The 13,747-nt window shown below is 55.8% G+C and carries 10 protein-coding genes and 1 tRNA gene; 10 read left to right on the top strand and 1 reads right to left on the bottom strand.

Going from position 1 to position 13,747, the window contains the following annotated elements; genetic code table 11:
- Positions 1-369: 369 nt before the first annotated feature.
- The 5 genes from ACUZ9Q_RS06230 (at position 370) to ACUZ9Q_RS06210 (ending at position 6,611) form a co-directional block, all read left to right on the top strand.
- Entirely contained in the window at positions 370-1,578 is a 1,209-nt protein-coding gene (locus tag ACUZ9Q_RS06230) for an ammonium transporter (protein ID WP_022658690.1), read from the top strand.
- A 29-nt stretch (positions 1,579-1,607) separates the two neighbouring features.
- Positions 1,608-1,946, top strand: coding sequence for a P-II family nitrogen regulator (locus ACUZ9Q_RS06225; RefSeq protein ID WP_192111588.1), 339 nt, complete (start codon positions 1,608-1,610; stop codon positions 1,944-1,946).
- 48 nt (positions 1,947-1,994) lie between these two features.
- Positions 1,995-4,187: a glutamine synthetase III family protein gene (locus ACUZ9Q_RS06220; protein WP_192111587.1), complete on the top strand. Its 2,193-nt coding sequence runs from the start codon at positions 1,995-1,997 to the stop codon at positions 4,185-4,187.
- A 325-nt stretch (positions 4,188-4,512) separates the two neighbouring features.
- Positions 4,513-5,370 carry a diaminopimelate epimerase gene (gene dapF / locus ACUZ9Q_RS06215; RefSeq protein WP_215648118.1) on the top strand — a complete coding sequence of 286 codons (858 nt, stop codon included), beginning with the start codon at positions 4,513-4,515 and terminating at the stop codon, positions 5,368-5,370.
- A gap of 14 nt (positions 5,371-5,384) precedes the next feature.
- Positions 5,385-6,611: an LL-diaminopimelate aminotransferase gene (locus ACUZ9Q_RS06210; RefSeq protein ID WP_227118498.1), complete on the top strand. Its 1,227-nt coding sequence runs from the start codon at positions 5,385-5,387 to the stop codon at positions 6,609-6,611.
- Between the two features lie 853 nt (positions 6,612-7,464).
- Here ACUZ9Q_RS06210 and ACUZ9Q_RS06205 read toward each other — a convergent pair.
- A tRNA-Pro gene (locus ACUZ9Q_RS06205) sits at positions 7,465-7,542 on the bottom strand.
- Between the two features lie 126 nt (positions 7,543-7,668).
- On the opposite strand from ACUZ9Q_RS06205, the gene ACUZ9Q_RS06200 reads away from it, so the two are divergent.
- The 5 genes from ACUZ9Q_RS06200 to ACUZ9Q_RS06180 all read left to right on the top strand — a co-directional run bounded on the left by ACUZ9Q_RS06200 (position 7,669) and on the right by ACUZ9Q_RS06180 (position 13,660).
- On the top strand, positions 7,669-8,733 hold the full coding sequence (locus tag ACUZ9Q_RS06200) for a protein-glutamate methylesterase/protein-glutamine glutaminase (RefSeq protein WP_192111585.1): 1,065 nt from the start codon (positions 7,669-7,671) through the stop codon (positions 8,731-8,733).
- 23 nt (positions 8,734-8,756) lie between these two features.
- The gene (locus ACUZ9Q_RS06195) at positions 8,757-10,688 is read left to right on the top strand and encodes a HEAT repeat domain-containing protein (protein ID WP_215647746.1); all 1,932 of its coding nucleotides are present in this window, start codon (positions 8,757-8,759) and stop codon (positions 10,686-10,688) included.
- A 563-nt stretch (positions 10,689-11,251) separates the two neighbouring features.
- On the top strand, positions 11,252-12,178 hold the full coding sequence (locus tag ACUZ9Q_RS06190) for a CheR family methyltransferase (protein ID WP_252209483.1): 927 nt from the start codon (positions 11,252-11,254) through the stop codon (positions 12,176-12,178).
- A gap of 10 nt (positions 12,179-12,188) precedes the next feature.
- Positions 12,189-12,965, top strand: a complete 777-nt coding sequence (locus ACUZ9Q_RS06185) for a ParA family protein (protein WP_192111582.1) — start codon at positions 12,189-12,191, stop codon at positions 12,963-12,965.
- Positions 12,959-13,660, top strand: coding sequence for a chemotaxis protein CheW (locus tag ACUZ9Q_RS06180; RefSeq protein WP_192111581.1), 702 nt, complete (start codon positions 12,959-12,961; stop codon positions 13,658-13,660). Before ACUZ9Q_RS06185 ends, ACUZ9Q_RS06180 begins: the two co-directional genes overlap by 7 nt.
- The last annotated feature ends 87 nt before the right edge of the window (positions 13,661-13,747 follow it).

The raw sequence follows: 13,747 nt of genomic DNA, 5'->3' as shown, positions 1-13,747 counted from the left end.
ATAAAACACCTATTTAGAAAGCCCCCCAAGTGCCACGAGACGGCACTCCGGGGGGCTTCTTTTTTTCTACATCATCGTAGAAATATTACAACGACGCCAACCTCCTGCAATTCTTCCTGTCTGCCTGAAAAAATAAAAATATTTATAAAATCATGTTGTTACAAGATTTAGCCACACAGCGAAACACATTTGGCACACTTCATGCCTAAGCAGGGTATTGCTGCGGCATTGTGCCGCAGTGTGGGCATGGCGCCAGCCCACGAGGATGAGGTTCTATTAAACGCGGAACGGAACGACGGAAACCAGCCTGCTGCACTGTGCGGCACACTGCCTCCCTCGCCGGTCCGAACTACGCTGAAGGATGTCCGTATGAACGCCTCGGATACTGCATTTATTCTGATCTGCGCCTCCATGGTCATGCTGATGACCCCGGCGCTGGCCCTCTTCTACGGTGGCCTGGTTCGCTCCCGCAATATCCTGTCCACCCACATGCACAGCTACGGCGCGCTGGCTCTCATCTCTGTATTATGGGCCGTTGTGGGTTACACTCTGGCCTTTGGCGAAGATGTGGGCGGTATAATCGGCGATCTTTCCTACCTCTTCCTCAAAGGCGTGGGCGGCGAATCGGCTCCTGCCGCCACCCAACTGCCCCACACGGTCTTTATGGGGTATCAGTGCATGTTTGCTGCTCTTACCGTGGCCCTTATTTCCGGTGCCTACGCTGAGCGCATCCGCTTCTCCGCCATGCTTGTTTTCTCTGGCTTGTGGTTGCTCTTCGTCTACTCGCCCATGGCCCACTGGGTCTGGGGCGGTGGCTGGATGAGCAAGATGGGCGCTCTGGACTTTGCTGGCGGCGCAGTTGTGCACATGTCTTCCGGCGCGGCGGCTCTTGCCTGTGCCCAGGCTCTTGGACCGCGGCTTTCCACTGGCAGCTCGCATGCCACACCCAACAACCTGCCCCTTACCCTGCTTGGCGGCGGCCTGCTGTGGTTCGGCTGGTTCGGCTTCAATGCTGGCAGCGCTCTGGTTTCCGGTCCTCTTGCTGGTCAGGCCCTTGTAACTACCCACATGGCTTCCGCCTGCGGTATTCTTGGCTGGATGCTCGTTGAATGGATTCGTACCGGCAAGCCCACAAGCCTTGGCGCTATCTCCGGCGCACTGGCGGGCCTCGTGGCCATCACTCCCGGCGCGGGCTTTGTTGAAGTGCTGCCCGCCATGCTGATCGGTTTTGTTGGCGGTATCATCTGCTACGGCGGCGTGCTCCTGAAGAACAAGTTCGGTTATGACGACGCCCTTGACGTGGTCGGCATTCACGGCGTTGGCGGCACCTGGGGTGCGCTTGCCACCGGCCTGTTCGCCTGCGCGGCCATCAACAACGCTGACGGTCTGTTCTACGGCAATCCTGAGCAGGCCTGGATCCAGATCGTGTCCATTGTGGCTACCTGGGGTTATTGCTACATAGTTTCCCGGATAATCCTCTATGTGGTTGACGCGGTTGTCGGCCTGCGGGTTACGCCTGAAGAGGAATTCACCGGCCTCGATTTGAGCGAGCACAACGAACGCGGCTACTCCTTGTAGTCCAACGGGAAACAGCAAAGGAACGACCTATGAAAAAGCTTGAAATCATCATCCGGCCCAGCATGTTTGACAAGGTTAAGGACACGCTTACCGACATGGGCATCCACGGCTTGAACTATGTTGAAATCAAGGGCTTTGGTCGCCAGCGTGGGCACACTGAAGTGTACCGCGGCACCACCATGCAGGTGGACTGCCTGCCCAAGATCAAGGTCGAGGTCGTGCTGCACGACGACATGCTGGAAACTGTTCTGAATGCTGTGGTGTCCATCTCCCGCACAGGACAGGTTGGCGACGGAAAAATTTTCATCAGTGATGTGATGGATGCCATCCGCATCCGCACTGGTGAGCGCGGCGATGAGGCCCTGTAATCGGGCTGTGCCTGATACTAGCAACAACTTGAGAAAGGAGACGAGGGTATGAGTTCCCCCCGTAAAAAGGCTTTGTTCAAAGCAGTGAACACTGCACCGGTCATCCCCACCAGCGCTGATGAAGTAGGCCGCAGCGCGGAAGACATCTTTGGCCGCTACGTGTTTGGTCTAGCCACCATGCGCAAGCGCCTTCCCAAGGATGTGTTCAAGAAGCTGGCCAAGACCATCCGCGACGGCGAACGCCTGAATCCCGAAATCGCTGATGTTGTCGCCAACGCCATGAAGGATTGGGCCATCGAGAACGGCGCCACGCACTACACGCACTGGTTCCATCCCATGACTGGCCTCACTGCCGAAAAGCATGACGCCTTTCTGTCGCCCACCATTGATGGCCAGGTTATCAGCGAATTCTCTGGCAAGATGCTGATCAGCGGTGAGCCGGACGCCTCCTCCTTCCCTTCCGGCGGCATCCGCTCCACATTTGAAGCCCGCGGCTATACCGCGTGGGATCCCTCCGTGCCGGTGTTCATCATCCCCGCTCCTTACGGGGCCACCCTGCACATTCCGACATACTTTTACTCATACTCGGGCGAAGCTCTTGACCGCAAGATCCCGCTCATTCGCTCCATATCGGCCCTGTCGCGTCAGGCCATGCGTATTCTCAAGCTCTTCGGCAACACCACGGCCAGCTATGTGCGCGCCAACGTTGGCCCCGAGCAGGAATACTTCCTGGTGGACAAAAACCTGGCCGCCCTGCGTCCTGACCTTCTGATGGCTGGCCGCACCCTGATCGGCGCCACCTCGCCCAAGGGTCAGGAAATGGAAGACCACTACTTCGGCTCCATTCCTCCCCGCGTGATGAGCTTCATGCAGGATCTGGAAAACGAGCTGCGTTCGCTGGGCATTCCGGCCAAGACCCGCCACAACGAAGTGGCCCCCGGCCAGTTTGAAATCGCCCCTGTGTACGAAGAAGCCAACATCGCCTGCGACCACAACATGCTCTGCATGAACATGATGCGTCACATGGCTGGCAAGCACGGTTTTGTGTGCCTGGTGCACGAAAAGCCCTTTGCGGGCGTGAACGGCAGCGGCAAGCACAACAACTGGTCCATCAGCGATTCTGATGGCACGAACCTGCTCAACCCCGGCTCCACGCCTGTGGACAACGCCCAGTTCCTGGTGTTCCTGGCCGCCGTGCTGCGCGCCGTGCACATGCACAGCGCGGCCCTGCGCCTCGGCACCGTGGGCGCTGGCAACGACCACCGCCTTGGCGCCAACGAAGCCCCGCCGGCCATTCTGTCCGTCTACCTTGGCGAACAGCTTACCGACGTGCTTGACACCATCGTCAACGGCAAGGGTTCCAAGAACAAGAAGAGCGCGGTCATGGAAGTGGGCGTTTCCACCCTGCCTCCGCTGCCCGTGGATCTTTCCGACCGTAACCGCACAAGCCCCTTTGCCTTCACCGGCAACAAGTTTGAATTCCGCGCCGTGGGCTCCTCGCAGTCCGTGGCTCCGGTCAATATCGCCCTGAACGCGGCTGTTGCCAGCGCCCTGGACGACATTGCCACCGAACTTGAAGCTTCGGTTTCTGCTGGCACCGATCTGAACACGGCCCTGCAGTCTCTGCTGCCCCGCCTGTTCAAGGAACACATGCCCATCGTCTTTAACGGCAATGGTTACGCTGAATCCTGGGCTGAAGAAGCCGCCCGCCGCGGCCTGCCCAACTACAACAACACCGTTACCGCTCTTGAGCACTACAGCGATCCCGACGTCATGAACGTCTTCCTGCGGCACGGCATCCTGACCGAGCGTGAAATTCTCTCCCGTCAGGACATCCTGCTGGAAAACTACAGCAAGACCGTGTGCATCGAAGGCAACCTGCTGGCCGACATGATCCGCTCTTCCGTGCTGCCGCCCAGCATGGAAGCCCAGACCAGGGCCGCCGATGCGGTTATCAAGACCCGCGCCGTGCTTGGCGACAAGGGCGCTGCAAGCGAAGAGGAATACTTTAACGAACTGCGCGGCCACATTGTTGCACTCCAGAAGGGTGTGACGGTGCTGGAAAAGGCCGTGGAAAAAGCCCAGTGCACCGAAGGCGCGCTGGAACAGGCCAAGGCCGCTCGTGACGGCATCTTGCCCGCCATGGCCGAATGCCGCACCCATGCCGACGCTCTTGAGCGCCTGGTTGAGGACAGCCTGTGGGTTCTGCCCAAGTACGCGGAACTGCTCTGGGCTCACTAGGTCGTTAAGAAATAGTTGGGGGCAGGGGGTCTCATCCCGGGGGGGAAGATGGTCCCCTTGCCTCCGGCCCCTGCGGTTCTGCCGCAGGGAGCCACAGGCCTCGCCGTTCGCCGCAACGGACGGCGAAGGCCAGTGGTCATCAAGCGGAGAGTCTGGCGGCTCTCCGCTTTTTTTGCGCCTTAAACCGCCGCCGCACGTTGGATTCGCGGCAGGTGCGCCGCACTGTGTTTACTTTTGCCTTGAATCAGAATAAATACTTATTTGTGATACTGCCAAGATAATTATGGGCAGCCTGTTTCGGCCCCCCGTATGATAAGGAGTATATATGGCTGCAACACTGCGCTTTACTAAAATGCAGGGCATCGGCAACGATTATGTCTATGTGAATGGCTTTGAAGAACGTGTCGAGAACCCCAACGACCTTGCCCGACAGATCAGCGACCGCCATTTCGGTGTCGGGTCTGACGGTCTTGTACTGATTCTGCCTTCCGGCACTTCAGACGTGCGCATGCGCATGTTCAATTCTGATGGTTCCGAGGCAGAAATGTGCGGCAATGCCATCCGCTGCGTGGGCAAATATGTTCACGAACACGGCATTCTTTCCAAGGATGTTATCCGAGTTGAAACCCGCGCCGGAGAAAAAATCGTCCGCCTGCTGTTTGAAGGCGGCGAGGTTTGCGGCGCTACGGTTGATATGGGCGAACCCGTGCTGACCCCGGCCAACATTCCCGTGCTGGTCGAGGGCGACACAAGCGCCCAGCGCTTTGTGGCCCGCCCGGTCGAGGTTGACGGCGCTGGCTACGATATTACCGCTGTTTCCATGGGCAACCCGCATGCGGTTGTGTTCATGAAAGGCATAGACGACCTTGATCTGCCCAAGATCGGCCCCAGCTTTGAGCACCACAGGCTGTTTCCGCAGCGCACCAACACCGAATTTGTGGAAGTGATCTCCTCCACCAAGGTGAGAATGCGCGTGTGGGAACGCGGCGCGGGCGAAACCCTTGCCTGCGGCACCGGCGCATGCGCCGTTGCGGTCGCCTGCGTGCTCAACAACCTTACCGGGCGCGAGCTTGACGTGGAACTCAAAGGCGGCACCCTGCACATCCATTGGGACGAAATTTCCAACCATGTCTACATGACCGGCGGAGCCGTCACCGTCTTCACCGGCACTTACCACATCTGATTCAGAGGAATGTGATGACCAGCGTAAACAGCAATTTTCTCAAGCTGCAAAGCAACTATCTTTTTGCGGAAATAGCCCGCAAGGTCGCCTCCTTCAAGGAAGCCAACCCCGAAAAGCGCGTCATCAGCCTGGGCATTGGCGATGTGACCCGTCCCCTTGCCCCTGCCGTTGTTGCGGCGCTGCACAAGGCTGCTGACGATATGGGCGATGCCGCCACGTTTCACGGGTACGGCCCGGAACAGGGCTATGCCTTTTTGCGCGAAATCATCGCGGAACACGACTACAAGGCGCGCGGCGTTGACCTGAGCGCCGATGAAGTGTTCGTCAGCGACGGCGCCAAGTCGGACGTGGGCAATTTTCAGGAACTTTTTGCCGCTGACAGCATTGTGGCTGTGACAGACCCAGTCTACCCCGTCTATGTGGATTCCAACGCCATGGCGGGCCGTTCCGGCGAATTTGACGGCAAGCAGTGGGACAGGCTCGTGTACCTGCCCTGCCTCAAGGAAAACGACTTTGTGCCGGACTTTCCCAAAACCCGGCCCGATATCATCTATCTGTGCTACCCCAACAACCCCACAGGCACTGTGCTTTCGCGTCAGGCGCTTCAGGGTTGGGTGGACTACGCCCGCCGCGAAGGCTGCGTCATTCTGTATGACTCCGCCTACGAGGCATACATCACCGACAGCTCTGTTCCCCACAGCATCTACGAGCTTGAAGGCGCGCAGGAAGTGGCCGTGGAATTCCGCAGTTTCTCCAAAACCGCCGGCTTCACCGGCCTGCGTTGCGCCTACACTGTTGTGCCCAAGGCGCTCCAGGTCAGCGATGGCAAGGGCGGCAAGGTTGCGCTCAACGGCCTCTGGAACCGCCGCCAGTGCACCAAGTACAACGGCTGCCCCTACATTGTGCAGCGTGCCGCTGCCGCCACCTACAGCCCGGAAGGCCGGGCGCAGGTCATGGACGTTATCCACGGCTACCAGCGCAATGCAGAAAGCCTGCGCAAAGCAGTAACCGGCATGGGACTTTCCGTCTACGGCGGCGTCAATGCTCCCTACATCTGGGTGAGCGTGCCTGACGGCATGACCTCCTGGGGATTCTTTGACCACGTGCTGAACAACACGGCCCTTGTGTGCACGCCCGGCGCTGGCTTTGGCGCTTCTGGCGAAGGCTACGTGCGCCTCACGGCCTTTGGCTCCCCTGCCGATACGGAAGAAGCCATCAAGCGCCTTGCCTCACTGAGCTAGGCGCATGGCGCGTTCAGCGCGCCTCTAGAGCAACAAAATCAAGCATCCGCAGGTCTAACTCGGGTGCCGTAAAATAACAGAAAGCCCGTTTCTTGGGGGATGTGATGAGCATCCCTTCGGAAACGGGCTTTGTTATTATGGAGAGCATACCCCATAAAGCATTGCAACAACCTTACCTGAGTGATATCAGAAATTACTATCTAACAAGTACAAATTCTCACTACTAAAATATAATAAACAAAATTTATCAAATGTATTTATTAAATTTTAAACAATAAAATAAATTAAGTTTTGCATAAAATTACGTATAATTTTTTATTATTTAAATTCTTATTTTGTTATTTTTTATTATTTTAAACAATAAATATTCTATTATAAATTTATTACAATATTGTTTTTAATATTTAATAGCAAAAATTACCGCATCTTGCACAAATATAAATTCATATTTACAAAATTTCTTTGCTTGATAAGTTGTTTGTAATTTTCATCAGACTTTTTATCGCGTTTTATACACTATCTTTACGGGTATATTTGCTAAAAACCAAAGTTGCCAAAGCTGTTAAGCCGGGCAGGCTCACCAGAATGGCCTTTCAATGTAGTTTTTCGCCGCAACCACGATAATTTCTACCAGCAGCAATGCCAGCGCGGGCATAATGGGCGACAAACCGATTTTATGAGCATGTTGCTGGCGCCAACCTTCTCCTCTCGACGGCCGATCCATATGGACAGGGCCGACAGATGCCCAGAAAATCCCCCAAAAAGCTTAAAAGCCAAAGAGGCATCGCCATGAAAATGCAGAAGATAAACAAAAAAAGGGCTTACGGTGGTTACCGTAAACCCTTGATTTTGCTGGTCGGGATGGCGCGATTTGAACGCGCGGCCTCAGCGTCCCGAACGCTGCGCTCTAGCCAAGCTGAGCCACATCCCGTTGAGAGAGGGAACATAAGCGAGACTGAGTAGTTTGGCAAGTAATTTTTTATTTGTAAAAAAATAATGCCTGACGTAGCATACAAAAACTAGATAGAGAGAGAATTTTTTGGAGTGAGCTTATCCTATGATCAGTGTCCTCGTGGTTGATGATTCAACCTTTATGCGCAACACCATTACTTCACTTCTTGAGCAGGATTCTGAAATCAAGGTTGTGGGCACAGCCCGCAACGGTCAGGAGGCCCTGGAAAAAGCCGAAGAACTTGATCCTGACGTAATGACGCTTGATGTTGACCTTCCAAGGCTTGATGGCCTTGGAGTTTTGCAGCAGTTGATGAAAAAAACTCCGATTCCCGTGCTGATGGTCAGCTCTCTCACACAGAGCGGCGCAGAAAGCACATTAAAGGCACTAGAGTACGGCGCTCTTGATTTTATTCCTAAAACCATGAGCTGCGACCGGGAGTGTTTTGGAGCGGAACTGCAGCGCAAGGTGCGGGCCATTGCACGGCGTAAAACCATCATCAAACTCAAGTACAGGCGCATCAACCAGATTCAGGTTCCAGTTCCACGCCCTCAGCCTTCGCAACCTGCGGATTATGTGCAAACGCCCTGCACCGGACCGCGCGATCTGGTTGTAATCGGCGTATCTACTGGCGGGCCGCCAGTGGTGCAAAAGATTCTTTCGGCGCTGCCTGCCGATCTTCCGGCCTGCATACTTATTGCGCAGCATATGCCGGCGGCTTTTACAAATCCTTTTGCCAAGCGCCTCGACAGTGTTTGCCAGATCGGCGTTACCGAAGCCCAGGACGGCGACAAATTCAAAACAGGTCATGCGTATGTCTGCCCTGGCGGCAAGCATCTGGGCATTCGCATGCGCGGCCCGCTGCCAGAAATCTTTGTTGCAGAAGAACCGCGCGATGCCCTTTACAAACCTTCGGCAAACGTGCTTTTTGAAACTGCGGGCAAAGCAATGGGAAGACGCACACTTGGCGTGATTCTCACCGGAATGGGTTCAGACGGATGCGAAGGGTCCAAGGTTCTTAAAGAGAAGGGCGGCTGCCTTATAGCGCAAAATGAGGCCTCCTGTGTCGTTTACGGTATGCCCAAGGCGATTGTAGACAACAAGCTCGCCAACCTCATTCTCGATGTGGACGATATTGCCAACGCCATCATAACAACGGTCAGAGGCTGACCCCACCGTAGCAGGACATGACTATGAACATGGAAAATCCACAGCACAAAGCAATTCTTGAAGCCCTGAAGTCGGGCGATAATGACGCGATTCGCGACGCGGCATTCAGCGCTGGCGATCAGGGCCTCCAGGATGCCGTTCCCATGCTCTGCGAACACATCAAAAGCCCAAGTGTGGGCGTACAGGAAGCAGCGGAATACGCCCTGCGTAAAATTCGCGGGCCGCAGGTGGTCGTGGCTCTGCTGCCGCTCCTGAGCAGCGACGAAGCCCCCGTGCGCAACGTGGCCATGGACATTCTGCGCGAAATTGGCTCGGACAGCATTGAGAGCATTCAGCCCTACCTGCAGCACGACGATGCAGACTTGCGGATATTTATCACAGATATTCTGGGATACTGTCGTACGCATCAGTCCTGCCTGCTGCTCTGCCGCGCCCTGCTCAAAGACCCGGAAGTGAACGTGCGTTATCAGGCTGCTGTGAGCCTTGGCACACTGGCTTTTCCCGAAGCCGTCAACTCACTGTGCCAGGCCATGCACGATGAGGAATGGGTACAGTTTGCCGTGGTGGAAGCCCTTGCGAAAATCAAGGACTACTCCGCCGCCAGCGCTCTTGTGAAGCTGCTTTCCCAGGCCTCGTCCCTTGTGAGTTCGGCCATTGTGGACGCCCTTGGCGATATGGGCGATGTAAAGTCCATTCCCCTGCTCTTCAGTTCGCTTGAAAATGTTCGTGAAGCCCTGCGACACAAGATTGTCAAAGCTATCGTGCAGATTCTCAACGGGCGCGGCTTGTCGCTGCTGGCTGGCAAATCGCAGGAAAGGCTGCGTTCCTACCTGCTCGACGCCCTTACAGACAACGATGAAGACATCCTGCTGGCCGCGCTGCAAGGCCTGAGCGCCATCGGTTCGGATGCGTGCACCGAAGACATCATCAACATGGCCGCCACCCTCGACAGGGAACGCCAGGATGAACTGTATGAAGCCGCCATCAAGGCCATTGCCGCCATCGGCTACAATGACTCCGTGCGCGATGCTCTCAACAGCGTTGATGAATCGCGCATCCTGCTGGCAATGGAGGCCTGTCATCTTATGGCAGACCGCCGTTGCGTGCCTGATCTCAAAAATATTTTCTGGGATGCCAGCCCGGAACTGCAGCGCATGGCAGCAGCGGAACTGGCTCAGCTTGGCGATTGCGCCGACTCCCCGTTCTTTGTAACTATCATGAATGATTCAGAAGATGCAGAAGTTCTCAAGAGCGCGCTGGTCTTCTTTGGCAACCAGCCCACCTGCCCTGATGTGGAAGACCTTGTTTTCGCCCAGTTGGATCACCGCTATGTGGACGTTAAGGAAATGGCGCTGGAAGCCTGCATCAACCTGCACAGCCCCAAGCTGAACGAACGCTTCAAGGAGCGGGCCAAGAGCGAAGACCCCATGCAGCGCATGATGGCCGTGTACGCCCTTGGCCGTTACGGCATTCTGGAAAATCTGCCTGAACTAACGGCAGCGCTTGAAGATGAATCACCCCGCACACGGCAGGTGGCGGTGGAATCCTTCCTGGGTCTTGGCGAACAGGCCGAGGAATACCTGCCCCTGCTGTTGCCCCGCCTTTCAGATGAAGACAAGGATGTTCGCCTTGCAGTGATTGACCTGCTTGGGCAAATCGCTTCCCCAACTGTGCTGCCCTATATTCTCAATGGGCTTGATGACGAAAACGAATGGGTTCGCATACGCGCCGTTGACGCGCTGGGCATGCACAAGGTTGCCAATGCCGTTCCTCAACTGGCGCAAATGCTTGAGAGTTCAAGCCCCATGGTGGCCCTCAAGATTATTGAAGCTCTTGGCAAGATCGGCGGCAATGTGGCCTTTAGCGTACTGCTGGGTTTGATGAATCATGAAGACCCAGATATCCAGCATGCAGCGGAAGAAGCGGTGGCAACGATCCAGGCCGAACAGGAGTAGGTATGTCTCAGCCCCCTACGTTATTTCCAAAAAGCCCGCTCGGCTCTGCCCAGAACAGCGGCAACGGCTCATCTGCTGGCAGCGCGGCTACTCCCGCAGAGCAACGTCCACGGCTTGGCGTGACGCCAACGCCTGGGGCAGCGCCAGCCGCTCCGGTTGCCAAACCCGTTGCGCCAGCCCCTGCCTCGCCATTCCGAACAACGGCTCCGGCCCCTGCGAGCCCGACACAAGGCGCTGGCATGACAGGTTCTGCATTCCGCACACCTCCAGCAGGCGGTGCCACCAGCCCCGCTGCGCCTGCGGCAACACGCCCGCCCCTGGGACAATCCGGACTTGGACAATCCGGACTTGGCCAAGCTGCAAATGGTCTGTCTGGTGCGGCAACGCGGCCTCCTCTCGGGCAAACTGGCCTGGGGCAATCCGGGCTAGGCCAGTCTGGTCTTGGGCAAACAGCAAGGCCTCCGCTGGGGTCTGCCCTGCCTCCGCGCACAGCAAGCCCAGCGCCTGCTACGGGCGGCCTTGGTGCCGCACGGCCCGCGCAAAGCGCACCCGCGACCAGCGCCATGCGCCCGCCGCTCACGCCTGCCGCGGCTTTTCGCTCGCCCACGCAAACTGCAGACAACACCCGTGCAGCCTCGCCCTTCCGCAAGGATTTGCAGATATCTGACGAGGAATTTCTGCAACTGCGCGATTTCATCTATCAACAGTGCGGCATTTTCATTGCTGAAAACAGGAAGTACCTTGTTGAAAACCGGCTTTCAAACCGCATCAAGGAACTGAACCTCAAGAGTTACAGCGACTATTACAACTTTCTGCGCTTTGACGGCAGCCGCCGCACAGAGCTCACCAAGCTTTTTGAAGTGGTAACAACCAACGAAACAAGCTTTTTCCGCAATCCACCGCAGCTTGAAGTTTTTCAAAAAAGTGTGCTGCCCGACATTCTTGACCAGTGCCGCAAGGCAGGGCGCAAAAAGCTGCGTATCTGGTCGGCTGGCTGTTCCACGGGCGAAGAACCCTACACGCTTGCCATCATATTGTGTGAAGTGCTGAAAAGTGAACTTTCCAGCTGGGACATCAAGATCACAGCCAATGACCTTTCCGAGGCCGTGCTGGCCGCTGCCCGCCGGGGAGTTTACAACGATTATGCCCTGCGCACGACCCCAAAGGAAATTGTGGACGCTTACTTTATCAAGGAAGACACGCAGTACAGAGTCAAGCCGGAACTGAAGTCGCTCATTTCCTTTGGGCCCATTAACCTCAATGACAGGGAACAGCTCAAACGCGTTGAAAAATCTCAGATTGTTTTCTGCCGCAACGTTATCATCTACTTTGACGATGAAATGAAGCGCAAGGTCATCAACGCCTTTTACGACAACCTTGAAATCAACGGCGCTCTGCTTATCGGGCATTCCGAATCCCTGCATAACATCAGCCGTGCGTTCCAGCTTGAACACCACAAGGGAACCATTGTTTACAGAAAAATGAGCTGATGCTGATACCATGTGCGCAAAAGTTCTGGCTATTGCCAATCAAAAAGGGGGCGTCGGCAAAACCACGACATCCATTTCGCTGAGCAGCGCGCTTGCCCGCATGGGGAAAAAGGTTCTTGTTCTTGATCTTGACCCCCACGCCTGCGCCACGCTGCATGCGAGAATATACCCCGAAGGCATCACTTGCAGCCTGCACGATCTTTTTCTTGCGCAGGAAGATGCCTGGCCCGTGATCTGGCCCGATCTTATCCATGTGCAGGCGCTGCCGGGGATAGATGTGGCGCCGGGCAGCATACGGCTGTCAGAGCTTGAAGTTGATTTTCGCGAACGTCAGGCCAAGGGAAGTGTGCTCCTCCGCAGCCTCACGCATGTGCGCGATGGGTACGATTACATAATTCTGGATTGTCCACCCCATGTGGGCATTTTGCTGGTCAATGCGCTGGTTGCCGCAGACCTGCTGATAATTCCGATCCAGACAGATTTTCTTGCCTTGCACGGGCTCAAGCTGCTGTTCGACACGCTGCACACGTTGAACAAGGCCCTGGGCAGGCCCGTACGCTACCGGGCAGTGCCCACCATGTACGACAGGAGAGCAAAAGCCTGCACACGGGTACTTGAACTGATGCGCCGCAAAATGGGGCAATCCATGTTTTCGACGGTCATTGGGGTGGACACGCACTTTCGCGAGGCCAGCGCCCAGGGGTGCACCATTTATGATATCGACGCCCGCTCAAAGGGTGCGCTCGGGTATAATTCGCTTGCAGAAGAAGTGGTGAAGCTATGGTAAAAACGCCCGAAGAATACTTTGCAGACCAGTGCCTGGCCGTACCTCAAGCGGCAGACGCAACGCTGAGCGCTGCGGAACAGGCCTTTGTGCAAAAATATCTGGGCAGCGATGCATTGCAGACCATGCCGGTGCTTGAACCGGAGCAGGTGATGGCTGGCGCAGCAGGAGAAGCGAAAGACCATGCGCGCCCAGCCCATCATGCCGGGCATGCAGAGGCAGAGACTGCCCGGCCTTCCTTGCGCACAAGGCTTGCGGCAGAAGAACAGGTGCAGATGGTTTCGTTCTATGTGCGCGAACAGGTATTTTTGCTGCCAGTGCCGGTAATTGTCGAGGTGCTGCGCTACATGCCGCTGACCCGGCTGCCCATGGCGCCCCCCTTTATTGCTGGTGTTGTCAACTTGCGCGGCAAGGTTACGCCCCTGCTGCACCTGGATGCATTGCTGACCACAGACCAGACTAAGCGTTATACAGAAAAAAGCTTTATCATTGTTTGTGGCACAGAAGATATGCAGCTTGGTCTTATTATCGACAAAATACATACCATGTACATGGTTTCAAAAGATAGCATTAGTTGGAACATCGAGGCGCAACTTGGCGAAGGGGCAGATTTTCTGTGCGGCCTCGCCAATATCAAGGAACGCCTCCACGGTATTATCGACCCGGAACTGATTGTCGACAAACTTATTGAAGTCTGATCGTCTGCCTGGCTGAGACAGCATGCGGTTCGACTTGCCAATAGTCTGAATAATCTCTAGAGTTCGGTGAAATTTTGTACGGCAGCC

The sequence above is a fragment of the Desulfovibrio desulfopostgatei genome (genome assembly GCF_053570645.1).
This window is presented reverse-complemented; position numbering and strand designations above follow the sequence as displayed.

Coding starts and splice junctions, on each gene's coding strand:
- ACUZ9Q_RS06230 (WP_022658690.1), top strand. CDS start 370: ATGAACGCCTCGGATACTGCATTTATTCTGATCTGCGCCTCCATGGTC.
- ACUZ9Q_RS06225 (WP_192111588.1), top strand. CDS start 1,608: ATGAAAAAGCTTGAAATCATCATCCGGCCCAGCATGTTTGACAAGGTT.
- ACUZ9Q_RS06220 (WP_192111587.1), top strand. CDS start 1,995: ATGAGTTCCCCCCGTAAAAAGGCTTTGTTCAAAGCAGTGAACACTGCA.
- dapF (WP_215648118.1), top strand. CDS start 4,513: ATGGCTGCAACACTGCGCTTTACTAAAATGCAGGGCATCGGCAACGAT.
- ACUZ9Q_RS06210 (WP_227118498.1), top strand. CDS start 5,385: ATGACCAGCGTAAACAGCAATTTTCTCAAGCTGCAAAGCAACTATCTT.
- ACUZ9Q_RS06200 (WP_192111585.1), top strand. CDS start 7,669: ATGATCAGTGTCCTCGTGGTTGATGATTCAACCTTTATGCGCAACACC.
- ACUZ9Q_RS06195 (WP_215647746.1), top strand. CDS start 8,757: ATGAACATGGAAAATCCACAGCACAAAGCAATTCTTGAAGCCCTGAAG.
- ACUZ9Q_RS06190 (WP_252209483.1), top strand. CDS start 11,252: ATGCGCCCGCCGCTCACGCCTGCCGCGGCTTTTCGCTCGCCCACGCAA.
- ACUZ9Q_RS06185 (WP_192111582.1), top strand. CDS start 12,189: ATGTGCGCAAAAGTTCTGGCTATTGCCAATCAAAAAGGGGGCGTCGGC.
- ACUZ9Q_RS06180 (WP_192111581.1), top strand. CDS start 12,959: ATGGTAAAAACGCCCGAAGAATACTTTGCAGACCAGTGCCTGGCCGTA.